The 26,132-nt window shown below is 51.9% G+C and carries 20 protein-coding genes; 7 read left to right on the top strand and 13 right to left on the bottom strand.

Going from position 1 to position 26,132, the window contains the following annotated elements:
- Positions 1-17 precede the first annotated feature (17 nt).
- From METH11B_RS0113710 to METH11B_RS0113690, 5 genes are all read left to right on the top strand, one after another.
- Complete coding sequence (locus METH11B_RS0113710; protein WP_026602508.1) at positions 18-1,757, top strand: alpha/beta fold hydrolase; 1,740 nt, start codon at positions 18-20, stop codon at positions 1,755-1,757.
- An 11-nt stretch (positions 1,758-1,768) separates the two neighbouring features.
- Entirely contained in the window at positions 1,769-3,367 is a 1,599-nt protein-coding gene (locus METH11B_RS0113705) for a hypothetical protein (protein ID WP_026602507.1), read from the top strand.
- Between the two features lie 66 nt (positions 3,368-3,433).
- Positions 3,434-4,018, top strand: coding sequence for a MarR family winged helix-turn-helix transcriptional regulator (locus METH11B_RS0113700; RefSeq protein WP_026602506.1), 585 nt, complete (start codon positions 3,434-3,436; stop codon positions 4,016-4,018).
- A 5-nt stretch (positions 4,019-4,023) separates the two neighbouring features.
- Positions 4,024-4,275, top strand: a complete 252-nt coding sequence (gene ubiK / locus METH11B_RS0113695; protein WP_026602505.1) for a ubiquinone biosynthesis accessory factor UbiK — start codon at positions 4,024-4,026, stop codon at positions 4,273-4,275.
- A gap of 6 nt (positions 4,276-4,281) precedes the next feature.
- Entirely contained in the window at positions 4,282-5,790 is a 1,509-nt protein-coding gene (locus METH11B_RS0113690) for a YifB family Mg chelatase-like AAA ATPase (RefSeq protein ID WP_026602504.1), read from the top strand.
- Positions 5,791-5,809: 19 nt separating this feature from the next.
- Here the strand turns inward: METH11B_RS0113690 and METH11B_RS0113685 are convergent, their stop codons facing one another.
- The 4 genes from METH11B_RS0113685 to METH11B_RS0113670 form a co-directional block, all read right to left on the bottom strand.
- Positions 5,810-7,093: a TolC family protein gene (locus METH11B_RS0113685; protein ID WP_020484358.1), complete on the bottom strand. Its 1,284-nt coding sequence runs from the start codon at positions 7,091-7,093 to the stop codon at positions 5,810-5,812.
- Positions 7,090-10,197, bottom strand: coding sequence for an efflux RND transporter permease subunit (locus tag METH11B_RS0113680; protein ID WP_026602503.1), 3,108 nt, complete (start codon positions 10,195-10,197; stop codon positions 7,090-7,092). Before METH11B_RS0113680 ends, METH11B_RS0113685 begins: the two co-directional genes overlap by 4 nt.
- A 12-nt stretch (positions 10,198-10,209) precedes the next feature.
- Positions 10,210-11,349 (bottom strand): efflux RND transporter periplasmic adaptor subunit, encoded by a 1,140-nt coding sequence (locus METH11B_RS0113675; RefSeq protein WP_026602502.1) that lies wholly within the window; start codon positions 11,347-11,349, stop codon positions 10,210-10,212.
- Between the two features lie 600 nt (positions 11,350-11,949).
- The gene (locus tag METH11B_RS0113670) at positions 11,950-12,552 is read right to left on the bottom strand and encodes a peroxiredoxin (protein WP_020484361.1); all 603 of its coding nucleotides are present in this window, start codon (positions 12,550-12,552) and stop codon (positions 11,950-11,952) included.
- Positions 12,553-12,802: 250 nt separating this feature from the next.
- Between METH11B_RS0113670 and METH11B_RS0113665 the strand changes: the two genes are divergently transcribed.
- Positions 12,803-13,315, top strand: a complete 513-nt coding sequence (locus METH11B_RS0113665) for a hypothetical protein (RefSeq protein WP_020484362.1) — start codon at positions 12,803-12,805, stop codon at positions 13,313-13,315.
- 16 nt (positions 13,316-13,331) lie between these two features.
- Here the strand turns inward: METH11B_RS0113665 and nadC are convergent, their stop codons facing one another.
- Positions 13,332-14,159 (bottom strand): carboxylating nicotinate-nucleotide diphosphorylase, encoded by an 828-nt coding sequence (gene nadC, locus METH11B_RS0113660; protein WP_026602501.1) that lies wholly within the window; start codon positions 14,157-14,159, stop codon positions 13,332-13,334.
- Positions 14,160-14,264: 105 nt separating this feature from the next.
- On the opposite strand from nadC, the gene ampD reads away from it, so the two are divergent.
- Positions 14,265-14,882: a 1,6-anhydro-N-acetylmuramyl-L-alanine amidase AmpD gene (gene ampD, locus METH11B_RS0113655; RefSeq protein WP_026602500.1), complete on the top strand. Its 618-nt coding sequence runs from the start codon at positions 14,265-14,267 to the stop codon at positions 14,880-14,882.
- A gap of 56 nt (positions 14,883-14,938) precedes the next feature.
- On the opposite strand, the gene METH11B_RS0113650 is transcribed toward ampD, so the two are convergent.
- The 8 genes from METH11B_RS0113650 to METH11B_RS28585 form a co-directional block, all read right to left on the bottom strand.
- Entirely contained in the window at positions 14,939-16,870 is a 1,932-nt protein-coding gene (locus METH11B_RS0113650) for a dynamin family protein (protein ID WP_026602499.1), read from the bottom strand.
- Positions 16,871-16,972: 102 nt separating this feature from the next.
- A complete protein-coding gene (gene pyrE, locus METH11B_RS0113645; protein WP_026602498.1) occupies positions 16,973-17,611 on the bottom strand; it encodes an orotate phosphoribosyltransferase in 639 nt (212 codons plus the stop codon).
- Positions 17,612-17,659: 48 nt separating this feature from the next.
- Positions 17,660-18,835: a radical SAM family heme chaperone HemW gene (gene hemW, locus METH11B_RS0113640; RefSeq protein WP_231499617.1), complete on the bottom strand. Its 1,176-nt coding sequence runs from the start codon at positions 18,833-18,835 to the stop codon at positions 17,660-17,662.
- Positions 18,802-19,242, bottom strand: coding sequence for a VOC family protein (locus METH11B_RS0113635; RefSeq protein WP_026602496.1), 441 nt, complete (start codon positions 19,240-19,242; stop codon positions 18,802-18,804). Before METH11B_RS0113635 ends, hemW begins: the two co-directional genes overlap by 34 nt.
- A 276-nt stretch (positions 19,243-19,518) precedes the next feature.
- Positions 19,519-20,349 (bottom strand): CheR family methyltransferase, encoded by an 831-nt coding sequence (locus tag METH11B_RS0113630; RefSeq protein WP_026602495.1) that lies wholly within the window; start codon positions 20,347-20,349, stop codon positions 19,519-19,521.
- Positions 20,350-20,534: 185 nt separating this feature from the next.
- The gene (locus METH11B_RS0113625) at positions 20,535-22,448 is read right to left on the bottom strand and encodes a HAMP domain-containing methyl-accepting chemotaxis protein (RefSeq protein WP_026602494.1); all 1,914 of its coding nucleotides are present in this window, start codon (positions 22,446-22,448) and stop codon (positions 20,535-20,537) included.
- Positions 22,449-22,520: 72 nt separating this feature from the next.
- Positions 22,521-23,096 carry a chemotaxis protein CheW gene (locus METH11B_RS0113620; RefSeq protein ID WP_026602493.1) on the bottom strand — a complete coding sequence of 192 codons (576 nt, stop codon included), beginning with the start codon at positions 23,094-23,096 and terminating at the stop codon, positions 22,521-22,523.
- Positions 23,097-23,105: 9 nt separating this feature from the next.
- Complete coding sequence (locus tag METH11B_RS28585) at positions 23,106-26,108, bottom strand: methyl-accepting chemotaxis protein (protein ID WP_026602492.1); 3,003 nt, start codon at positions 26,106-26,108, stop codon at positions 23,106-23,108.
- Positions 26,109-26,132 lie beyond the last annotated feature (24 nt).

The following is a 26,132-nucleotide window of genomic DNA, read 5'->3' as shown; positions in this document are numbered from 1 at the left end:
TTCACAGGACTACTGACATGACAAATACCAACAAAACCTCGTTCGAATTCACCGAAGAAATGAAAGGCTATCTCAGCCTGGGCCAAACCGCTTTTGAAGACGGTTACAAGCAAGGCAAAGAGGACAACCATTACTTCATGTTTCATCTGACCATCCAAAGCGACGATTTGGATACTTTTTTAGAATCCGACGCCCACGAGTCGGCGGCCATCGGCTATGTGGAAGGCGATTTGATCGGCGGTCGCCGTACTGTCGATAAAGGCGTGTTCAATTTGTTCGTCGATAGCGCCGATGCCGACCGTAAACAAATGCTCTATCGGCTGTTTTTCACCGATGCCAACGGCCAGGCCTTGACCTTAAGCGGCAGAAAGCAAATTCAAAACAACGTCGGCCCGGATTTGTGGGCAGACACCACCACCCTGTTTACCAACCTATTCAAAGGCCATGTGACAGCCGATAAGGAAGCCAAAGCCAAAGTCTACGCCACCGGCTTGCTGTATATCGAAGTGATGGACTTTGCCAAGCAATTGACGACGATACGGGCCAGCGGCGAGACCTTAAAAGACCGCTTGCACGCGGTGGAACGCTTTGGCGGTTTCTTTTTGGGCGCGCTATGGGAGGTTTACAAACCGTCCATGACGCCCAAAATGGGCAGTTTCGAGCGAGAAATTCCGCTATACACCTTGGAAGGCGTGAAGGATGCGGAGATCAGCACCCACCCGTTCACCACTGCCGACCGGCTAGGCCTGAGTTTGTTGCGCTTCAAGCGGGCGGCGTGCGACGACGTGGTGGTTCTGGTACCGGGCCTGACTGCCGCCAGCGATATGTTCATCATGCCGGAACATTACAACCTGACCAGCTATCTGTTGGACCACGGTTTCAGCGATGTCTGGACGCTAGACGGTCGCATCAGTAATCGTTATTCCTATAACCTACATCGCCACCATTACAACGTCGACGATCTGGCGCTATACGACATGCCGGCCGCCATCGCCACCGTGCGCGCAGCGGTCGGGCCGTCTGCTCGCATCCATGTCATCAGCCACTGCTTTGGAGCTTTGGCGTTTACCATGGGTTTGTTCGGCAAAGCCGTCACCGGCGTGCGCAGCTTGATTGCCAACGGCGTGGCGCTGACGCCGTGCGTGCCGATGCCGGCCAAGATCAAGCTGTATCTGGGGCCGCTGGCCGCCGATTATATTTTGGGCGTGGATTATCTGAACCCCTATTGGCGGCGCGAACCGGGTTGGGGCGCAGGTAAATTGCTGGCGACGGCGATTTCGGCTTTTCACAAAGAGTGCGACTCGCCGGAATGTCATATGCTCAGTTTTATGTGGGGCTGGGGTTTTCCGGTGTTGTACAAACACGAAAATCTGCACGATGTGACACATCGCCGCTGCGGGGATTTATTCGGCGGTTGTAGCGTCAATTACTACCGGCATGTGTTGAAAATGGTCAATGCCAATAACACCGCCGTGAAATATCAGCCTAACGAACCAAGCTATCGCAGTTTGCCGGACAATTATTTCCAACATGCCGCCGAGATCGACACGCCGTGCCTGTTCGTCGCCGGCCAGGACAATGCTTTATTCCGCAATTCCAATATCGTCTGCCACCAACGTCTGGAACAAATCGTGCCGGGTCGCCACGAATTGCATCTGTTCCCCGATTATGGCCACGCCGATGTGATTATGGGCAAAAACGCCGCGCAAGACATCTATCCGCGCTTCGTGGAATTTTTACAAAAACACCGTAATTGAGGAGCGCAGTGATGACCAGCACCCAAGAAGATTTACAACTGACACTAGCCACCCTGCAGCCTACGCGAGCAACGCCGACCGCCGGCCAAAACCGCTTGTGCGTCTGCATCAGCGATGTGCATTTCACCGACGACACGGTCGGTAGCCAGAGCGCGGAAGAAACGGTCTGGCCGATTTTTTTCGACGAAATGGTCACAGTGTGCACTAAGCAAAACATTAATGAACTGACTTTAATTCTGGATGGCGACGTGGTGGACATCATTCGCAGCGCAGAATGGGCCATGGCCGGCGTCTACCCTTGGCAACGTGCGCATCCGGAGTTTAAGCCCTGCTTGCGCCGTATTATGGCCAGTATCATAAAGATACATTGCCGTGCCCCTGACCCCAGCGACCCCGATGGTGCTTGCGGATTTTTTTATCGTTTGCGGGAAACGGTAAAGTTTTTAAAAAAACAGCATATCAGCGTTGAAGTGTTGACTTTGCTGGGTAATCACGACAAAGAAATTTTTGCCGACCCGGACGTGCTGAAAAGGTATTACAAAGACTGCGTGGGGCAGCCGATTGAAGAGCTATCGGCAGCTTATCGCAGTTGGGTCGGCAAGATGTATTTCAACGACGAGCAACATTTCGCTGCGCCCGACAGCGTACCCTGGCTGCCGTTTTACTGGGGCGACGCGGAACTGCGTACCTTCATTACCCATGGTCACTGGCGCGACCGCGACAACTGCTTAAGCATTAGTGCCGCAGATGGTCAACCGGGCTGGACGACTAAAGACGGCTGGCGCGCGCACGCTTGGCAACAACTGAACTACCGACCTTTTACCGAGCCATGTTTCGGCGACACGGTTGCGGCTGGTGCCTTGTCGACCTTCATTTACCGCTGCCAACTGGCACTGGAAGACTACCGAATAAGCAAAAACGACCCGCAGCTCGATTTAAGCCGCATCAAGCGCATTCTGGCAGAGCTGGATTTGTATCGGCCTACCTCCGCGGCGGTGAGCAGGATACTGGAAGAAACCCGCAATAAAGCCAGTGAGGAATTACGCGACATCATCGAATCCGAGTTGTATAAAGCCTTGTGCCTCTGGCTACGTGACGATTTTACGCTGGAAAGTTCGCCGTCAGGGCGCCGGTTGGGCCTGAAAATAGCAAGGGTATGGCTGATGCTGACCGGCCGGTTTGATAAGGTTCGAATCCAGTTGCATTTAGTGCGTGCGGTGTTGCTGATCGCGGATATGCTGGAAAAAATCCAACCCGAGTCGGTTTACAGCGAAGACGGCGCCAGCTTTAAGAATCTGCAAGCCTTTCCGACCTTTCAGGACGCATTTCTGGCCCAAGGTTTTCATCTGCACGGCGAAGGCCACACACACATTCCACTGCAATCGGAAGCTGACATGGATTACCCGCCAGACCATTCGTATAACAACCTAACCTACATCAACTTCGGCACCTGGCGCGATCAAGTTGTCGATAAAGAGAAGGGAGGCTATCGGCGGCGCGGTATTGGTCGCACGCTGTATGTGTTGAATTTGCAAAATCGACAACCTCCGGAGTATCGCTATTTCGTCAGAGACAATTTAAATTGGAGCGACAATATGGATCGCCTATAGGGGTCTAAACCTATATGCCGCGCTGCTTTAAGGCCAGGCTGCGCGGCATGTGGTAGAATCCGGCCAATGCAGGATTTAGACACATTTAAGCTGATCGAGCGGATTAGCGCCTTACTTCGCTCGGAAGAACGCAAAAAATACGCGGCGATCGGTTTGCAACCGGTACATGGTCAGGTATTGGAATATCTGGCCAAGTGCAACAAATACAGCAACACCCATGCTGCGGTAGCCGAATATTTGGGCTTAACCAAGGGCACGGTGTCACAGACTATTCAGATTTTGGAGCGTAAACACTATTTGGATAAGACCACGTCCGTTTTGGACGGCCGCGTGGTACATCTAAGCCTGACCGAGGCCGGTAAGAAGTTGATCGACGAGTTAAAACCGCTGGATATTTTCAAGCAGGCCGAATCCAAAGTCAGTCGCCAGGAATTCGATACCATAGGCCAAGCACTGCAAACCACGCTGGGCGTGCTGCAGAAAGTCAATGACTCGAAGAGTTTTGGTTTATGCCGTTCCTGCCATTATTTTTCGGTGGAACAGCATCACTATCAATGCGGCTTAACCGAACAACCCTTGGATCGTGAGGATACTGATAAAATATGCCGCGATCATTTACCCATTCCCAATTCATTCATAGACCAAGAGTAGCCACCATGTTTGATCCTAAAGCCATAGACAACCTTGCCGAGCGTATCGCCGGCGCCATCCCTCCCGGTTTGACCAATCTGAAAGACGACGTGGAAAAAAACATCCATGCCTTGCTGCAAAGCGGCCTGTCCAAACTGGACCTGGTCAGCCGCGAAGAATTTGAAGTGCAAAAAGCGGTATTGGCGAAAACCCGCGCCCGTTTGGAAGAACTGGAAAAACGCGTCGCCGAACTGGAACAACGGATTCCGCAAGCCTAAAACGCCATGTCGCTGGCCGTCGTTTACAGCCGGGGCCGCTCCGGCATAGACGCCCCGCAAGTGACGGTGGAAGTGCATGTCAGCAGCGGCTTGCCGGCTCTAAACATAGTTGGCTTGCCCGAGACCGCAGTGAAAGAAAGCAAGGACAGAGTGCGCGGGGCGATCATTAATTCGCACTTCGAATTTCCGTTTCAACGCATCACTATCAATCTGGCACCCGCCGATCTACCCAAAGAAGGCGGCCGTTTCGACCTGGCGATAGCGCTGGGCATCTTGGCCGCTTCCGGGCAAATCCCCAAAGACGGGCTGCATGAATACGAATGCATAGGCGAGCTATCGCTAGGCGGCGAGTTGCGACCGATTCCCGGCGCACTACCGGTGGCGATTCATTGCCGCAATGCTTTTAGGCAACTGATCCTGCCGGCAGGTTGTGCAGCGGAGGCCTCGTTAATCAAGGATGCACAATTGCTGCCGGCCAGGACTCTGCTGGAGGTCTGCGCCCACTTGGCGGGCCGGCAAGTGATCACGCCACCCGACATTAATCTCAGCTTTGAGCAAGCGGTTCACACCGTGGACTTTGCCGACGTGCACGGCCAGTTTCACGTCAAACGGGCCATGGAAATCGCCGCCGCTGGAAAGCATAATTTACTGATGCTAGGTCCGCCCGGCACCGGCAAGTCGATGTTGGCGGCACGTTTGCCGACCATTTTGCCGGAACTCAGCGAACAGCAAGCCCAGGAAACCGCCGCGCTGGCTTCGATCAGCGACCACGGCCTGGACGTCAGCCGTTGGCGGCAGCCACCCTATAGAGCGCCGCATCATACCGCGTCAGCTGCGGCGTTGGTTGGCGGCGGCAGCAATCCCAAGCCCGGCGAAATATCCTTGTCGCACAACGGGGCGCTATTTTTGGACGAACTGCCGGAGTTCGATAGAAAAGTCCTGGAAGTACTCCGCGAACCCCTGGAAACCGGTCATATCACCATTTCCCGTGCCAACCGCCAAGCCGATTTTCCTGCCAGTTTTCAATTGATTGCCGCGATGAATCCTTGTCCATGCGGCTACCTAGGCGACGCTTCCGGCCGTTGCCGCTGCACCTCAGAACAAGTGGTGCGCTACCGCGCTCGCGTTTCCGGGCCGTTGCTGGACAGGATAGACATGCATATGGAAGTGCCGCGCGTCGCACTGGAGGTATTGCGCAAAGGCTCGGCGGCAGGCGAAGAAACCAGCGAGACCATTCGTCAACGCGTCGTTGCTGCGCGAGAAATTGCTTATCGACGCCAAGGCAAAGCCAACGCAGGGCTAAGCGCTGCGGAGGTAAAGGCTATATGCATCTTGTCCGAAGCCGGCCACCAGCTACTTGAACAAGCGCTGGAGAAATTCGGCCTGTCACACCGCGCTTACCACCGGATTTTGAAACTGGCGCGAACAATTGCCGATCTGGCCAATTCGCCGAATATTGAAATCTCCCACCTCAGCGAAGCCATTGGCTATCGCAAGCTAGACAGGACGCGATAAGCTGGCGAACGCGGTAGCGTCATGCCGGATTTTCGAAATATACCGCCAACAAGCCCGACGCATTCATTACATCCAACTCCGCTTCGATTTCATTTTGAATCAATTCCAAATGATTCAATTTAATTTCGGTACGGGTACGCGATGAATCCAGCAATTCGATCAGACCGGTTTGCCCCAGGCGGTAAGCGTCCTCGGCCATTTGTTTCAAAGTTGGCAATGGCGCCACCACTTCTTTTTCAGCCTTTGCCAACGTCGCCCGACGGCGCGCCAGTACGTCTACAGCGCGCTCCAATTCCTGGCGCGTGGCCGCCACCAGCAATTCGCGCTTTAACTGGCTGGCATGGACTTCGGCAGCGGCGCGGGCCATGCCGCCTTGGCCGCGATCAAAAATCGGCAGATCGACCGATACGCCAGCGAAAGTAGTGTTGCCATACGGCTTATCGGTGAAAGCGGTACCGAACATCAGCGAAGGCACCGGCCAGCGTTCCCGCTCAGCTTTTGTCAAACCAGAATCCGCCGCGATCATTTCCCGACGCGCCGTTTCCAAATCCGGATTGTTGTGTTCGGCTTGTTGCCATAACTTATCGATGTCCGTGGAAACACCAATCGGCTCCAGCGAGCCGCTGGCTTGCGGCTTCCAGTGCGGGAAGCCCAGTAAGCTGGCTAACTCGCCAATAGTGCTAGTCAGATTGGTTTGCGCATTTTCCAAACGGGTATTCAGACTCTGTACTTCCTGGGTGATACGCAGCACATCGTATTGGCTGGCGGTGCCGGCGTTTTGTTTGCCGGCGATGATGGTTTGCAAGCGCTCCAGTTCAAGCCTGGCCTCATCTAGTAAAGATACACGCTGCTGGTTGGCCAGCAATTGCGCAAACAGCCGCCAGGATTCACGAATCAACTGATTGTAATCCGTCTCGACCCGGGCTGCTGCAACATCGACCTGCCGTTCGGCACTGTCCTTGCGCGCGCCGCGCTGTCCGGCCAACAGCATCGGTACTTCAACAGTAATGTTTTGTTGGGACGGACCGTCGAATTGAGTATTCCTCCGTCCGCCAGCCTGATCGAAACGGCCATAGCTGACCTTGGGATTGGGCAGCACATCGGCAGCCACTACTTCCGCTTCGGCCGCTTCGATTTGGCTGCGAGCCAACGCGTATCTGGGGCTTTTCTCCCGGACGATTTGCAGTAAATCCCGAATCGTCACCGTTTCCGGTAAGGCTGAACTGGCCGTGTCAGACTCGGCATAACCCAGCGGGCTGTTTAACAGGGCAATCAGCAAAATCAGGCTGGCTTTGGGGTTCATACTTGGCTGTCCAATAATTCGTCGGCTTCTTCGGGCGTGAGGATTTGTTTGCTGGTCACGAATGAATAAATCACCGGCAGGATAAACATAGCCACCAAAAAGGTGGTCAACATACCGCCGACGATCACTACGGCAAACGGCCGCTGGGTTTCGCTACCGATGCTGGTCGATAAAGCCATCGGTAATAGTCCCAGCAATGCCAACAGCGAGGCCATCAATACCGGACGCAAGCGCTGAGTCGCACCTTCCTTGATCGCTGCCAGCAAGTCCATGCCGCTGCGGCGCATTTCCTCGGTCGCACTGAGTACCAGTAAACCCATCAGGCATACTTGGCCGAGCAAGGCGATAAAGCCAATTGCCGCGCTGACCGACAGCGGAATATTGGTGAACATCAGCGCAAACACACCGCCGGTCATCGCAAACGGCGTGGCAATCAGGATCGCCGCCGCGCTACGCCCTGATTGCAAAGCACTATACAACAAGCCCAGTACGATCAATACCGCTATCGGCACCACCACACCCAAGCGGGCCGTCGCCCGCTGCTGATTTTCAAACTCGCCGCCCCAGCTCAGGAAATGGTCTTCCGGTACTTTGATATTGGCAGCGACCAACTCCATGGTTTCATGTACCACCGAGCCTAAATCGCGGCCTTCCACGTTAAATTTCAAGGCCATGTAACGGCTATTGGCTTCGCGTTCGATGGAAGTGCGGCCTTGGGCAATATCGATAGTGGTCAAATCCCGCAGCGGAATATAAGCTCCGGAAGGATTGACCACGTTCATATTGCCGATTTTCTCAATATCGCCGCGTTCGTTCTCCGGCAAAATCAAACGTATCGGCACCGGCCGCTCGCCTTGCCACAATTCGGAGACTATCCTGCCGGCCATGCCGATTTCGATGGTGTCTTGCACTCTGTCCACGTCAAAACTATTGCGGGCCAGGGCGGCGCGATCCAGTTTGATTTGTAATTGCGGCACCCGCGATTCGCGGTAAAGATCCAGATCGATCACGCCATCGACCTTGGCCAGCAGGAGTTTGATGTCTTCCAGCGTGGTACGCATTTTTTCCAGATCGGGGCCGTAGATTTTCAAGACCACTTTGCCGCGCACTCCGCTCACCGCTTCTTCGACATTATCCTTGATCGGTTGCGAAAAATTGAATCGCACGCCCGGTATTTCTTCCAACGAAGCCCGCATCGCATCTACCAGCTTTTCTTTGTGCCAGCCAGGCCGCCATTGCTCATGGTGTTTGAGATGCACGAAGGTTTCGCTCATGTTCACGCCTTCGTTGTCGGTGCCGTCCTCGGAACGACCTTGCTGGCTCAAAATACCCAACACTTCCGGAAATTTCAGCAAGCGTTGGCGCATGTCCAATAGAATTTCCTGACCTTTATCCAGCGAAATACTCGGGGGCATTTCCACAAATACATGGATGTCGCCTTCATCCAGTTCCGGTAGAAATTCGGTGCCCAGCCCAGCACCGGCCAAGCCGGCGGCAAACAACAAAATGCCGGCAAAGACCAAAGCCAGGGTTCGTTTACCCAGCACCTGGGCCAATAAGCGGGAATACCAATTCCGCAAGCGTTCCAAAAACTTAGGCTCGGCCACCAAGGCATGTTTGGGTTGAATGAAGGTAGCGCACAAGGCCGGCACCAACAGCAACGCAAAGATCAAGCCGCCGGAGAGGGCAAAACTATAGGTCATCGCCAGCGGCCGAAATATCCGGCCTTCTACGCGTTCCAGCGTAAATACCGGAGTCAACGCGGCGATGATAATCAACATCGCAAAAAACGCCGGCTTGGCCACATCCACAGCCGCGTCGGCGATTAGGTGCAGCATTTCCCGCCGCGATTGCGGTTTGCGGTGCTGGGCTTGGTGCATGACATTTTCCATCAGCACCACTGCGCCATCGAGAATGATGCCGAAATCGATCGCGCCCATGGAAATCAAATTGGCGGGCATACCCAGCTGATATAAACCTAAAAATGCCACCAGCAGCGACAACGGAATCACTGTCGCCACAATCAAGGAGCCGCGAATACTGCGCAGAAACAACCAGACCACGCCCACAACCAAAGCAAAGCCGTGCAGCAAGTTGTCGAATACGGTATGCAGCGTGCTGCTGACCAATTCAGAGCGATCCAGAAACGGCAAGATCTTCATGCCCGCTGGCAAAATCCCAGCATTTAATTCCGCGACTTTCTCGTGCAAGGCGTCCAACACCCGCGACGGGTTTTGGCCGCGCCGCAGCAGTACGATACCTTCCACCACGTCTTTGTGTTCGTCCAAACCTACCGTGCCGCGCCGTGGCGTATAGGATTGCACCAGGCGGCCAACGTCGCCGACGGTGACCGGTGTGCCTTCGTGGTTTTTCAGGACGATTTTTTTGATGTCGTCCGCAGACACCAGGTTGCCGACACCACGCACCACCATTTCCTGATCGCCATAACTCAGGAAGCCGGCACCGACATTTTTATTGGACTTTTCCACGGCAAGCCCGATGTCTTCAAGCGTCAACCCTACCGATTCGACGCGAGTCGGATCGATTTGAATATGAAACTCCTTGTAATAACCGCCGAAAGTCAGTACGTCAGCAACCCCCGGCACCTGGCGCAATTTGCGCGACACGTTCCATTCCATTTCCGAACGCAGCTCGTAAAGCGAATGCCTGTCACTGGTCAGGGTGAATTTGTAGATTTCGCCCAGCGGCGTGTAGTCCGGCGCCAATACCGGCGTGACGCTGCTGGGTAATTCCGCACCCGATATACGTTGGGAAATCTCGGTGCGGGAATGGAAGCTGTCAATATGGTCTTCAAAGGTAATCGTCACCAGCGACAAGCCGAACAAGCTTTGGCTACGCATTTGCAGCATATTTGGCGTGCCGTTCAATACTCTTTCCAGCGGCACGGTTACCTGCCGCTCCACTTCTTCAGGCGCATAGCCCGGCATCAGGGTAATGACGGTCACCTGCGTGTTGGTGACATCCGGATAAGCTTCTATCGGCGTTTCCATAAACGCGTGGATACCGAAAATAGCGATGATCACCGCCACGATAATCACGAAAAGACGGCGGTGAACGCAATGCTCAATCAAGGGGCGCAGCATCAGTACCCTCGATTAAAGCAGCATAGATGCGGAGGAATCGAGCAGCAACGCCCCCGAAACCACTACTTTTTCGCCATCTTTAAGCCCGTCCAGCACCGGCACCTGACCGTCGCGTGCCTGTCCAATTAGTACCTGCCGTGGCTCGAAGCGGCCATCGCTGGTTTCCACGTAGACCATGGTATGTTTTTTGTCTCGAATCACTACCGCAGTGGTAGGCAGGACGATATGGTGAGGACCGGCAGCTTCGATCAGGCCTTTGGCAAACATGCCCGGCTTTAACACCAAATTGGGATTGTCGAATTCGATATACACCGCACCCCGGCGTAAATCGGACTGCATCGCGGCACTGACCGCTACTACCCGACCGGTTACAGGCTCGGGTAAGGCGCTGATCTGCAATGTCGCTTTGGCGCCTTTTTCGATCAGCGGCAAATCGTTATCGAATACATCGGCAACGATCCACAACGATTGTGGTTCGCCGATTTCGATGATGGTGTCGCCGGCGGCCAACGCCGAGCCTTTCGAGGATTTAATCTGTAACACCACGCCATCTTCGGAAGCGCGCAATACCACGGCCTGATCCGTGCCATCTCCGATCATCTGCAAAGCTTGTTGGCTGCGTTGATAATCGGCCCGCGCTTCGCGCAATTGCACATCGGCTTCCGCACGCTCCACTTCCAGGCCAACACCGCTTTTTTGCATCATCTCCTGGCGACGCATACGGTCTTCGGCACGTTGCAGAGCGGCTTTCGATTCTGCAACGTCGGCTCGCATCTTGGCGGCGTCGGCGCTTTCCAGAATGGCAATCGGTGTGCCTGCTTTGACGCGGTCGCCGACTTGTATATTAATTTTTTTCAGCCGTCCAGCCACCACCGCGCTTACCGCTGATAGGGCTTTGGTTCTGAATTCGACATGCGAGGGCGCTTGCACCATAGCCGAGAAATTTTGCGGCGTGACCGTGGCGACGCTGATATACGGCCTTGATTCGGTTGGAATTGAAATCAGCCCATCATGTTGGTCAGTGGCTGTAGCCTTAATTGCCTCAGCAGATGCATTGGAGACTTTTTGATTTGCCGGGTGCTTGTCGGGTGGAGCGGAACAACCGATTAAAAGGGTTGCTGCCAGTATCGAAACGATGAAATTGAGGTGCATGAATTATTATTTTTATGTAAACGCTATTTTTACGGTCAAAGCCGGAAAGTTGCACGATGTTCAAAAAGAACGCCCCTTAACGAAAAGGAGGGTTAACTGCTGCCTGTATAATATCGTATCAATATTATATCATCTTGTGCTCTTCATTTTTGTAAAACCGTTCTCTTTGCGTGGCGCTTTAAACCGGAAAAAATTTTCCATGCTAACTTGTCGTCAGCGAGAAACATGCCATATATGACAAAGCGCACTCGCTCAGTAACAATAGGCAAGGGGGAGGGCTAAAAGCCAATGACTTGGTTCAAACAACCCTGTTTAGCGGGCTATTTAAACCACAGATGTAATGGGTATAAATAATGCCGGGTGACGATTATCAACCCGGCCCTTAAATACCGTTCGCCCTGAGTCTACGAAAGGCGCGCCGGCCTGGGCTTAGAGGAACTCAGGCCGAACGGCATAGCAGTAATAAGCGGGGCTGAGTTAATAATAGAATCAGTACAGAACTAAATTCGCAGGCGTGGGAGAGGAAAACAGAGAAAATTCAGGCAATAAAAAAGGCGCATTGCCTAGACAATGCGCCTTGTCTCAAAGTAAAGCTAATGCTTACAGTTTGTCAGCATTTTTACTCAGGTATTCAGCCACACCGGCAGGGTTGGCATTCATGCCAGCGTCACCTTTGTTCCAACCGGCTGGGCAAACTTCGCCATGCTCTTCGTGGAATTGCAGCGCGTCAACCATGCGCAACATTTCGTCAAAGTTGCGGCCCAGTGGCAGGTCGTTGACAACTTGGTGACGGACAACACCTGCTTTGTCGATCAAGAAGCTACCGCGGAAAGCCACGCCACCAGCGGATTCAACATCATAGTCTTTACAGATGCTATGTGTCATGTCGGCTGCCAGGGTATAACGGACGGGACCGATACCGCCTTGATTGACGGGGGTGTTGCGCCAAGCGTTATGAGTGAAGTGCGAGTCAATTGATACGCCGACCACTTCAACGCCGCGGCTTTTGAATTCGTCGATACGATGATCCAAAGCAATTAATTCGCTTGGGCAAACGAAGGTAAAATCCAATGGATAAAAGAAAAGTACTGCATATTTACCGCTAGTCGCACCCGAGAAACTGTACGAGTCAACAATTTGACCGTCGCCTAATACCGCAGGAACTGTAAAGTCAGGGGCTTGCTTACCTACTAAAACGCTCATCAATTTTCTCCAAAATTATTTACAAAACAAAAGGTTAAGAGGATGTTTGCGCCTCTGCGAGAAGGCTGAGTCCTATTCTACACCAATTTAGTTGGTATTCACCTAATAATCCCGGCAAATTCCGCTTGCAAGACAGCCGATTTCGCGCTAATTTGTAATCCATAGCTTACACAATTAACAGGCGGTCTGCGTGCTTCGCGCTGCTTAAATTCACTATGCAGACCTTTGTGAATTTTTTAGGGTACGACAAATGGCAAAAGTAAAACACATTACAGAACCCGATACTTTCGGCTTTCAAGTTCGTATTGTTCGGCGCGGCAAGGAGAGCAGCCGTTATTTCTCTCACAAGCTCTGGGGCAGTAAAACCAAGTCGCTGAAAGCCGCGATTACTTGGCGCGATCAGATGCTGGTGGTGTTGAAAGGCAGTAAGACTCGTTTCTTGAAGCCGCCGAAAAACAAAACTACTACCGGTGTGACCGGCGTATCCAGGACTATCAAGTTCGATCACCGCAAGGATAAAAGCTATCTTTGCTACACGGTGTTTTGGGTAAAAGATGGAAAATCCCGGAATAAAACCTTCCAAGTGGGCAATGTAGACACGGTAACCGCCGATGACGAATTACACGCGTTTCGGACTGCCCGCCTATTTCGTAGTTGCTACGAGCACGCCATCGACCACGATGCGCCGTTCGACGACAGCAAATTCGCGAACTGGAAAAAACTGCGCTTATACGAAAACGAGATGCTGAACGCAGTCAACTGAGCGCATCAGCATGTGATTAATCGATGCGCATCTCAATGCGCATCGACAGATCGACCGCAACTACGTTTTTCGTTAAAGCACCTATCGAGATAAAATCCACCCCGGTCTCGGCAACAGTTCGGATATTATCCAAAGTAATATTTCCAGACGCTTCCAGCTCCAGTCGTTTCTGATTTAGCTCTACTGCTGTACGCATATCCACCAGCGAAAAATTATCCAGCATGATCCGATTCGGTTGCGCGGCAAAAGCCTGAGCAAACTCGTCAAGATTTTCCACCTCTACCTCGACTGGCACATCCGCATAGCCCCTAGCCAGCCTGATCGCATTGGCGATTGAGCCGGCCGCGAGGATGTGGTTTTCCTTGATCAAGATAGCATCGAATAAACCGATACGATGATTGAAACAACCTCCGCATTTGACCGCGTATTTTTGCGCCAAACGTAAACCGGGCAGAGTTTTGCGGGTATCCAAGACCTTGCAGCCAGTACCTGCCACGGCCTCCGCATAGTGGCGAGCAACAGTCGCCGTCGCGGATAAGGTTTGCAGTAGATTCAGCGCCGTACGCTCCCCAGTCAGCAATGCCCGAGCAGGGCCATGCAAGCGGCATAGCAGGGTATTGGCAGAGATGCTCTCGCCCTCAGCACATTGCCAATCGACGATGACCTGAGGGCTCAATTGTCGAAACACCTCATCGAACCAGGCTCTACCGCACAGCACCATGGGTTCGCGAGTTACCACTGCGGCATTAGCTTGAGTCTCGGGCGAGACGATGCTGGCGGTAATGTCGCCGCTACCGATATCTTCAGCCAGATAAAGCGCGATTTCCTTTGGGTTTGGTTGCATGGGCGTTTAATTGACGATGAACAAGGTGGGTAATTATAAACCGCATGCGGTGACAGCTGAATCAAACTCGGGCCAATCAAGTAGGGCAACTAAAAGCGTAGGGTTATGGCTGGCAAAGCTTATAAAATACCGCATCACTTACAACGCTTGAAAACCATGATAATTCGCGGCCACTACTTGAGCAGCGCTTGCCAGGTCGCTTCGCCGAACTGCGACGACAGGCCGGACTCCGACGATATTTCGTTGTTGGTAATCCATTGCATCAGCCTGCCTCCGGAACAATTCGCGGGCGACTACATCGATGACTTGTTTTGTAACAGGCTGGATCCCAGCGCACATCCTTATTTCCAGGACATATATCAGCTAAAGGTGTCCTCGCATTTGCTGATTCGCCGGGATGGCAGTATCAGGCAATATGTACCGTTTCACCGCAGGGCCTGGCATGCAGGCGTCTCCAAATACCAAGATCGGGAACGCTGTAACGACTTTTCTATTGGTATTGAGCTGGAAGGAGCCATCAGCGTGGCTTACACGGACGTTCAATATCGGTGTCTTGCCGATGTAGTTAGAAAATTACTGGAAGATTATCCGAAATTATCGAGCAGGCGCATTGTCGGCCATAGCGACATCGCCCCGGGCCGAAAAACTGACCCTGGACCATATTTCGATTGGCACTACTTTCACAAGTTGCTGGACTCTTGCGCCGCAAATCCATCACCATAAGCTGATGCGCGCAACACAAGCAACAGACAATTAAACTGCGGACAGAAAAAGCCGAACTAATCGGCTTTTATTTCCAAATGCACAGCTTTAAGGATCTCGAGTAACTCTTGGTACTGAACTTGTAGCGGACCCAGTTCGCTCTCTAACTGGGCAATGCTTTCGTTGACATTGCCTTTGGATTCGTTGATTTTCCTGAGCATGATCAAGCGGCTTTCGATTTGTTTTTTGTGGTCCTTGATCTGGTGCATCAGCGGCGACAGCACGCTATTACTCCAGGTAACCGCATCGCGCTGGGCTTGTTGCAAAATGTTTCTCGCCTTCGCAATCAGCGTACCGTATAGCTTATTGACCACTATGCTTTGCTCTGTCATCGTGGTTTTGGCGCTATTGCGAAACGCTTCGCCTTCATCAAAAATCTGCTCCAGTTCGAACTGGTGTTGTTTGATCGAAAACAACTGCGGCTCGATTTCCTTAAAACCGTATTCGTCCTGAAATTTCTTATGGATAGCCTTGATCAAGCGGCGCGTTTCTTCGGTCATATCGACTGAATCCTGGAGCAAATCGCGCAACTCGTCAAACAACCTACGCATGTTCTGTTTCATGCCGTAAGTAGTCAGACTTTTACTCATATCGTCTTTGGTGCGCCGAATTATGTCGTCGATTTTTTCTTTGGCAAACGAATCGATCAACATTTTCGCTTGTACCGCAAACACTTTCCGGCTGGCCTGAAAGTTCTCGATATTAGCCATGTAAGCGTTTTGACGGTCACGGGTCTCAGCCATCAATTTGCCGGTCAACTCCTGATTCTCGAAATCGACCTGTTTGAATTCATCGAGCTGCTTTTGCGCGTTGGTAATCTTGGAATCCATCAGCTTGACAGACTCACTGACCAGAAAACCGATCTCCTTATCAACCACAGCTTTCAGAATGTCGCGGCGTTGATCAAGAATATCGTCCGACAGATAACTTTCCAGCAGATTGAGACGACTTTTTTGCAGCAAGGCATCATCGCCTTTCACCTTAGCCAATAGCGCCTGTTTCGCTGAGACCGGAAAAATAACTTCTTTCTCCAGATTCAGGATCATCGCCGAGGTATCGATTTGCTTTTGAATCGCGGCTTCATAGCCGGTTTCGCCGGCCAAATCGTCCCACATCGAGTCGATTTTATTCATCACCACAGCCAAACCCTGACGTCGGTTACCCCTGGAGCTACAGACGTGGCTTTTCCACATTTCTAAGTCGCTTTTGGTTACGCCGGTATCTGCGGCCAACACGAAAATAATCGCTTGAGCGCTGGGTAACATGCTTAAGGTTAACTCTGGCTCGGTACCCAAAGCATTTAGGCCCGGCGTATCCAGAATACATAAACCTTCTTTCAATAAAGGATGCGGAAAACTGATCATCGCATGCCGCCAACACGGCACTTCAACGGTTTCCGGATTGATGATGCCTTGTTCGGCAGCTTCTCGCTCGTTCCACAAGCCAAGCTTATCGGCCATTTCCCGAGAAACTTTTTTCGTGGCAATCAACTCTCTGAATGCTTCCTGCATTTGTGTGGGCGACTCGCAATTCAATTCGATTTGCGTCCACCGATCAGGATTGCGCTTGTAATCCATCAAGGAAATATCTTCCAAGCGGCTCTCGATGTTGAGCAGCCGAATGTAGCTGCCGCCTTTTTCATCCCAGAACAGCTCTGTGGGCGACATCGTGGTGCGGCCCGGCGACGACGGCAACAAGCGCACGCCCGTTTCAGCAAAAAACAGTGCGTTGATTAACTCGGTTTTACCTCTGGAAAACTCCGCCACAAACGCCAAGGTGACTCGATCGTTGTGTAATCCTTGCAATATATTTAACAACGTATCAGTACTTTGTGGATCACTGAAGCGATAACGATTGCGCCAGTCCCGATACAATTCGATTCCCTGAATCAGTTGTTCGCGCCAATGCGTGTATTCGTGCAACTGTTCTTTAAATTCCAGATTTCTCATGGCTCGCCTTTGTTCCGACTGTACTCAATATAAGGGGCAAATTGTAACGGCTAAGTGTAGACCAATAATCCATAAGCAAAAGCCTAAGGCACGCATGACTACTCAAATTCCGTACTGCTGTCGATAGGCCTGAATAATAGCCAACTTATCCGCTGAACCGTTCTGTTGGGAAATAAACTCAATGATGTCGGCCAAGCAGATTATCGCCAACACCGGAATGCCGAATTGTGCCGACACTTCCTGGACGGCCGACAATTCATTCTGACCTTTTTCCTGACGATCCAACGCAATTACCACACCTGCCACTGTTGCGCCGGCGGCATTGATAATCTCCACTGATTCGCGCACCGACGTACCTGCAGTAATCACATCATCCAGAATCCAGACTTTGCCTTGCAGGGGCGCGCCGACCAATACGCCGCCTTCGCCATGATCCTTGGCTTCTTTGCGGTTAAACGCAAACGGAATATCGCGCTGCAAGCGGGAATAGGCAATCGAGGTGGTACTGACCAAGGGGATGCCTTTATAAGCCGGCCCGTACAATACATCGACCTCGACACCGGCGCTAATCAGCGCCTGCGCATAAAACTGCCCCAATTTATCCAGCTGAGCGCCGCTGTTGAATAGGCCGGTATTAAAGAAATAAGGACTGACTCGCCCGGACTTTAAATGAAATTCGCCAAACTTTAATACGCCGCAATCCAAAGCGTACTGAATAAACTGTTTTTGGTAATCGAGCATTGTGGAGTGTTACAAATCTAAAATGAAAGCAATTATACCCGTGCGTGTTTAATCGATGAACTTTTCTAGGACTACGTCCAGAAAATCCCAACCTTTTTCGCTACAGCTATAGACCAAGCCATCCCGGTGCAGTAGACCTTGGGCGAGACAGCGGGATAAATTAGGCTCCAAGCTATCTGCCGCCAATCCGGTAGTCAGTTCAAAATCCTGCAGACTAAAGCCCTTCTTTAGTCGCAATTGGTTCATCAGAAACTCTAACGGCAATTGTGCGACCTCAATAGCTTCGCATTGTGATCGACCGGGTTGCGATAAATACTGTTCCGGGCTTCTCGGCTTAATCGTGCGCATTATCTCATCCGGCAAGGCGCGGCTGATTTTGCCATGCGCGCCTGCGCCTATCCCCAGATAATCGCCAAATTGCCAGTAATTGCGATTATGTCGGGATTGCTTGCCAGGCTTGGCATACGCAGACACTTCGTACTGCTGGTAACCGTTTTCCGCCAACAGTTGCTGGCAGCGCTTTTGCGCGGCGAATATCACGTCGTCTTCCGGCAATTTCGGCGGAAACTTATAAAAATACGTATTGGGTTCCAGCGTCAGTTGGTAAAAGGAAATATGGGTTGGAGCCAAGCTAATGGCAATTTCCACATCGCTCAAGGCCTCGCTCTCGCTCTGATCCGGCAAACCGAACATCAAATCCAGATTGAAATTATCAAACCCGGCTTTACCGGCGATGTCCACCGCAACCATGGCTTCGGCAGCGGAATGCACCCGTCCTAATGTCAGCAAATGCCGATCCTGAAAGCTTTGAATTCCTATCGATAGGCGATTAATGCCTAAAGCCCGAAACTCATGAAATTTTGCGCTTTCGAAGGTACCGGGATTGGCTTCCAATGTGAACTCGCACTGTTCGTCAACAGGCACTGACTGCCTGACTCCGGCCAACAAACGGTCTAACGCTTCAGGCGAAAACAAGCTAGGCGTACCCCCCCCCATAAATATACTGTTGATGCTTCGTTGCCCACCCAGCAGTTCCAAATCAGCATACAGGTCGGTCAGCAAGGCATCGATGTAAGCCTGTTCGGGAATCGGGTTTTTAACGGCGTGGGAATTGAAGTCGCAATACGGGCACTTCTGGATGCACCAGGGGAAGTGGATATATAGACTCAGAGGCAACAACTCGGCAGACCTTACCACACGCCGACATTCGCCATGGACGCCCACGGCTCTTGCGGCGGCAAAGCCTGGTGTTTTTGTAACAATTCGATAGAAATTTGGTCGGGCGAGCGCAGAAATGCCATATAACCATCACGCGGCGGCCGGTTAATCGTTACCCCTTTAGTCATTAAGTCTTGGCAAACCGCATAAATATCGTCCACTTCGAAGGCTAAATGCCCAAAATTACGGCCACCGCCGTAATTCTCCGTATCCCAGTTGTAAGTCAGCTCCAGTAATGGCGCGTCAACCGCTACAGCGGTTTGCCGGTCGCCAGGTGCAGCGAGATACACCAAGGTAAAACGTCCGGTTTCGCTTTCCATGCGCCGCACTTCAACTAAACCCAATTTATTGCAATAAAAATCCAGCGATTCGGCAAGATCCTTTACCCGAACCATGGTGTGTAAATAACGCATATTTGCCGCCCCAGAAAATAAAAGTGCGATTATGAACGAGTCGGCGGTGGAGAATAAAGTTTCCTGGTCAATAACAGGCTTCCGCTCAACCAAGAAAGCTCGCCATGCCCGCCATCCAGGGCTATGGATGGCAAGCTTCGAACTATTCATGCGGCCTGGATTTCGGTATTCGCTGCCAAAATGACGATTTCAAGGATGGGGGCAGCGTACACTTGAAGCGGCTTGCTGATCAGGTAACGTTATACTCGCAAGCCAGACGAGCTCGCAGCAACCCAATTAATCCAAAGCTTTGCGATACACCGACGGCATGATGGTTTGCAGTTCGGTTTTCATACCACTTAACGACTCAGAATGGCTAATGAAAAAATAGCCGCCGGGCCGCAGGTATTTAACAATTTTTTCCAGCAGGCGTTGCTTGGTTTCAATATCAAAATAAATCATTACGTTACGTAAAAAGATCACGTCGAAGCTACCCAAGTCCGGCAGCGTTCCAATCAAATTGGCATATTCGAACTTAACGCGACTGCGTAGCTCAGGCGCCACCAGCAAAAAACCGTCATATTCACCTGTACCTTTCAGACAATACTTTTTCAATAACGGAAGAGGAATTTTTTCGGCGGCATTACTGGGATACAGGCCACGCCGGGCTTTTTCCAGAATTCGCGTGGAAATATCTGTTCCGACAATATCCCATTGCCGGGATCTCAAATACTCCGCCAATAGCATCGCCAGCGTGTAAGCTTCCTCGCCGCTAGAGCTGGCCGCGCTCCAAACTCGAAACGGCTTGGCCGCGGAGTGCTGCGGCAAAATCTTTTCAACCACATAATCGAAATGCTTGGATTCGCGGAAAAAATAGGTTTCATTGGTGGTTAGCAAATCGATAGCCATTGTCGTTTCATTTTCGAATCCCGGCTTACCGAATTGCCGAAAATACTCGCCATAGCTATCGATGCCATGATGACGCAAACGCTTCTCTAAGCGTCCCATCACCATGGCCTGCTTACTATCGTTTAAGACAATACCAGCGTGCTTGTAAAGATAGTCTCTGATCCAGGCAAACTCTTGCTTATGCAATATCGGCGCGCCGACACGATGGATTGACGACACTCTATACTCCTATTTCTACAATACGCACACGAAACCATCCTTCCGGGCAGAAGAGCACCGGTCTTAAATTTAAGTAACCTATATCTCTAATATTCAAAATCAAAAGCCCCAAATTTCAATTCTGCCAGCCGCTCCCGCCCTCATTCAATTGAGCGGTGGTTGCGATGGCTGTCATGACTGCGCTCCTAGAAGCGTTCGAAATGGTTTAAATCGAAGTCATTACCGATACTCTTATGGCTGTTGGTCTGCTCTTGCGGCTTTTGCTTATCGGCTTTTTTTACCGGCTTGTCCGGGGCTCGGGCAAACGTTTTTTTGCCGTTGTTTTCCAGCCTGAAAAAATTCATCAGCGATTGCAGTTGTTCGGCCTGACCGGTCATTTCTTCAGCGGTGGCCGCCAATTCCTCACTAGCAGAGGCATTTTGCTGCGTAATCTGATTCATTTGGTTCATCGCAAGATTTACCTGCGCCACGCCGGTGGATTGTTCCTGCGATGCGGCAGTGATTTCCTGCACCAGATCGGAGGTCTTTGCGATGCTGGGCACGATTTCATCCAACAGCTTGCCTGCGGATTCGGCAGTTTCTACGCTGTTTTCCGCTAACTCGCCGATCTCCTGCGCCGCAATTTGGCTGCGTTCCGCTAGCTTGCGAACTTCCGCGGCCACGACCGCAAAGCCTTTGCCGTGATCGCCGGCTCGAGCCGCTTCGATAGCGGCATTCAGCGCCAGCATATTGGTTTGATAAGCGATGTCGTCGATGATGCCGATTTTTTTGGCGATCTCGCGCATGGCGTCTACGGTTTGCTTAACCGCCACACCGCCTTGACCGGCTTCCGTCGCTGCTTTGCTGGCCATGCCGTCGGTCATCTTGGCATTTTCGGTATTCTGATTGATGCTGGCCGCCATTTGCTCGATGCTGGCGCTGGTTTCCTCTACGCTGGACGCCTGTTCGCTGGCGGCTTGCGACAGCGACTGCGAGGTTGCGCTTATCTGTTCGGAGGCGTTGCTGAGTTGGTCGGCTGCGGAAATGACTTCGGAAATGGTCTGCGAAAGCTTGGCAACCGTGTTATTGAGGCTTTGTTTGACTTGGTCGAAGTCGCCTTGATAGTCGCGGGTGACGGTTTTGGTCAGATCGCCCTCTTCCAGGGCTTGAGCAACCAGAATGGTGTCCTTGAAGGCAATATCGACGGTGTCGGACAGTTGGTTGAGCAACTCGGACAAGTCCTTGGTGTAGCCGGCCTTGCCGTTCAGATTAATTTTGCTGTTGAAGTCGCCTTTGTTGGCTTGGGCTACGAGGGTTTTGATTTCGCCGACGATGCTGGTCAGGCTGTCCTGCATGGTTTTCATCGCCGCCATCACGCTGTTGGCGTCACCGGCTCTAAGGGCGATGGCCGTCGAAAGGTCGCCGATAGCGATTTTGTTGGCGATGTCGGCTACGGCACCGGGCTCGCCGCCGAGTTGTTTTATTAAGCCTCTGGTAATGAACCAGGCGATAACGACACCGAGCAGCAGAGCAACCACTATGGTAGAAATAGTCCAGCTTTGAGAAGAAGCGTACATCGCATCTCCTTTGGCGCTGGCCTCCTCGCCGCCTTTGATATTTATTGCTACCAATTTGAGTAACAGGTCGGACGCTTCATTGTATAGTTTTTCCGATTCGCCGTTCATGATCACCATAGCTTCGTTGGTTTTCAGCGCTCGCGACAGCGGAATCATCTTGTCGTGTTGAAGCAGATAGGCGTCGTACTTACGTTTGAATTCGTCGTAGATGGCCTGTTCTTCCGGCGAAGAAATCAGCTTGACGTAGGTCGCCTCATTCTTACGGAAAAATTCCATGACAGTCTTCATATCACTTTCGGCAGCGTCCATCTCTTCCGGTTTCTCGGCGACGACGTGCTTGAGTTCGGCGATGCGGTAATCGGATATGTTGGTGTTCATCTCTTCGACATAACGTATCGAAGGCATCCAGTTAGTGGCAATTTCGGTCGACATGCCGTTGATGTCGCCCATTTGAATCAGCGAGAAGATACCTAGGAAGCAAAGCAGGGCCAGAAGCGACCCGAAGCCCAATGCCAGTTTTAATGCTATGCCCATGTTTTTCATGGTTTTATCTCCTTTGTAGTGTTTTACTGGTTCCCCACGCCCTGGCTTTGGTCGCCCAAAAATTTCCAAATTTCAACTCTGCGAGCCGCTTCCGTCCTCAAGTAGGGTGTGACGGCCATGACCGCCTTTACTCAAAGCCGCCATTTCATCCACCGACAGTACCTTACTGACGTTCAATAAAATAACAAAGCGGCCATTCCGTTTGGCCATGCCGTTAATAAAATCAGGTCTAATCCCCGCCCCAAAACTTGGCGGCGGCTCGATGTCCTGTTGAGCGATTTCGACCACTTCGTTGACTGCATCCACGATGATACCCAGATCCTGGGATACGCCATCCTCAGTTTCGCTGGCGGTCTCGACGATAACGATACCGGTGCGCTTGGCAACAGGCGTCGTTCCCTTACCAAAGCGCGCTAACAAATCCACCACCGGCACCACGCTACCGCGCAGATTAATCACGCCGCGCACAAACACCGGCATCATAGGTACTTCGGTAAGATTGCCGTAATCGATGATTTCCTTACTACTCAAAATGCCCAGTGCGTAAAGCTCGCCCCCAAGGGTAAAGGTTAAGTATTGACCCGCCAGCGCAGTCTGTTTGCTCTGCGCGGCCGGTAATTTTTCCTGAGTTGTTGCAAGTTCTGTCATGGCCCGCTCCTAGAAACGTTCAAACTGGTTTAAATCGAAGTCATGATCGATATTCGCACTTGCCTGAGCGACGGGTTTTACCTTGATAGTCTTTTTTGTGGCTTTGACTTCAGTTGGCGTCGTAGCTCTTCGACCTCCATTGTCGAGTCTAAAAAAGCTCATTAGCGATTGCAGTTGTTCAGCCTGACTGGTCATTTCTTCCGCAGTTGCCGCCAATTGTTCGCTGGCCGAAGCATTTTGCTGAGTAATCTGGTTCATCTGGTTCATCGCATTGTTGACTTGGCTGACACCGGCAGATTGTTCTTGGGACGCGGCGGCAATTTCCTGGACCAAATCGGAGGTTCTGGCGATGCTGGGGACAATTTCATCCAGCAGTTTGCCCGCACTTTCCGCGGTCTCGACGCTGTTTTCCGCCAACTCGCCGATTTCCTGCGCCGCCACTTGGCTGCGTTCGGCCAGTTTGCGCACTTCCGCCGCCACCACGGCGAAGCCTTTGCCATGATCGCCGGCGCGCGCCGCTTCGATGGCGGCGTTCAACGCCAGCATGTTGGTTTGGTAGGCAATGTCGTCGATGATGCCGATTTTCTTGGCGATCTCGCGCATGGCGTCAACGGTCTGTTTAACCGCTTCACCGCCTTGGCTGGCTTCGGTAGCGGCTTTGCTGGCCATGCCGTCGGTGACTTTGGCATTGTCGGCATTCTGGTTGATGCTGGCCGCCATTTCCTCGATGCTGGCGCTGGTGATCTCGACACTGCCCGCCTGTTCGCTGGCGGCTTGCGACAGCGATTGGGAGGTGGAACTGATCTGCTCGGAGGCATTACCCAGCTGATCCGCTGCCGAAATAACCTCGGAAATGGTTTGGGAGAGTTTGGCGACGGTGTTATTCACGGTGTCTTTAAATTCACCCAACTGGCCTTTGTAGTTACCTGTCACGTTGCGGGTCAAATCGCCTTGTTCAACCAACGCCAGCACTTCGACGGCTTCATTCAGCGGCAAGATCACGCCATCCAAGGTGTCATTGACACCTTCGACGATTTTGCGGAAGTCGCCTTGGTGCTTACTGGCGTCGGCGCGCGTTTGCAGACGGCCTTCGACGGCGGCGGTGGCCAGCATATTGGCGTCGGCCACCAGTGCATTGACCGCATCGATACAGGTATTGAGGTTGTTTTTAATCGTGTTGAAATCGCCGTTGTAGCTATCGGTGATTTTGGCCGGAATGTGTCCTTTGGAAATGTTATCGACATAGTCAGCCGCTACATTCAACGGGCCTATGACCGCATTCAGGGTCAGGTTCACGCCCTCGACAATCTTGCGAAAATCGCCTTGGTGTTTAGTGGCATCGGCTCTAGTTGCCAGATGGCCTTCTACGGCCGCGGTCGAGAGCATATTGGCGTCGGCGACCAGGGCGTTCACCGCGTCGATGCACGTGTTCAGATTGTTTTTGATGACGTTGAAATCACCGTTGTAGTTATCGGTGATTTTGGCCGGGATCGCCCCTTTGGCGATATTGTCCACGTACTCGGCAGCGACGTTGAGCGGCCCGATCACGGCGTCCAGGGTGTTGTTGACGCCTTCGACAATCTTGCGGTAATCGCCTTGGTATTGGCTGGCATCGGCGCGGGTGGCTAAGCGGCCTTCGATGGCCGCTTTTTCCAGCGCAGCGGCTTCGGCCACCATGCTGCTAATCGCGTCGATGCAGTTGTTCAGGTTGTTTTTGATGGTGTTGAAATCACCGTTGTAGGTGTCGGTGATTTTCGCCGGAATAGCCCCGCGAGAGATGTTGTCCACATATTCGGCGGCCACGTTCAAGGGCCCGATCACGGCGTCCAGGGTGTTGTTGACGCCTTCCACCAGCTTACGAAAATCGCCATGGTGTTTGGACGCGTCGGCGCGAGTAGACAAACGGCCTTCGACAGCGGCTTTGGACAGCAGGTTGGCGTCGGCCACTACCGCTTTCAAGTTACCGCGCACCAGTTCAATCGTCTCGTTGATAAACGCTTTTTTACCCGGCAGCTTTTCAATGGGGGCGTCGAAATCGCCTTCGCCAAATGACTTGAATACACCTACCGCCATTTTCTTAACTGCAATATGGCCGTTAACCATATCGTTTACGCCTTTAGCGACGGATCTGAAGCTACCATGAAATTTTTGCTGATCGACAACCACATCGATATCGCCCTTTTCATGCTCGCTAGCCATGTGATCCATCTCGGCCAATAGTGCCTTAATGTTGTCGCTAAGCTGCTTCATATTCGCCAGAACGCTAGTTTCATCGCCTTGTTTAGGTTGAATGGCAGTAGATAAATCTCCTTGCGAAATTTTATAGGCTAAATCCGCAACAAAATCCGGTTCGCCACCCAATTGCCGCATTAAGCTGCGTATGATGATCGTGGCAACTATGACACTCAAAATCAGAGCAAACACAGCCACAGCCAACATAATATTGAAGCTGGAGCCGTAAAGATCGTCGGCATCTTTGGCTTGCGAATTTATTCTCTGCTCTTGAAATTCGTTGATATCCGCCAAAGCCTTTAATAAAGCGGCATTTGTCGGTCTGAAGTCGTTCAACAGAAAATTGATAGCCTCCTGTTTACCCTTGCTGTTCTCTAGCAGATCGTAAAAGGTATCGTATTTTTTGCCGACTTCCTGGCGTCTATCGCTCAATGTTTTCAGCAATGAACGCCCAGCTTCGGACTTTATAGTCGCTTCGAGCTTATCCATAGATGCTTTGTTTTCGTCCCTATTTTGTTGGATATCCTGCCTGGTTTCTTTGATCTTGGCTTCATCGTCCAATAACAGCAGGACATTCATATTGCGGGCAATCGACAGGGTGTTTTCGATCATCTCGCCGGTAATTTTGACTTTGGCGTAGCCGTCGTTAACTATGTCTTGCGTGATATCCGATAGCGATTTCATGTTATTCAAACCAATGCCGACAACAAGCGCCAGCAAACTTAAAACAAAGCCAAAGGCCAGCCCAAGCTTTGTAGCAATTTTCATATTGGTAAACATACGATTTTCCTTACGGTATTTGAC

The organism is Methylomonas sp. 11b (assembly GCF_000515215.1).
Lineage (GTDB): Bacteria > Pseudomonadota > Gammaproteobacteria > Methylococcales > Methylomonadaceae > Methylomonas.
This window is presented reverse-complemented; position numbering and strand designations above follow the sequence as displayed.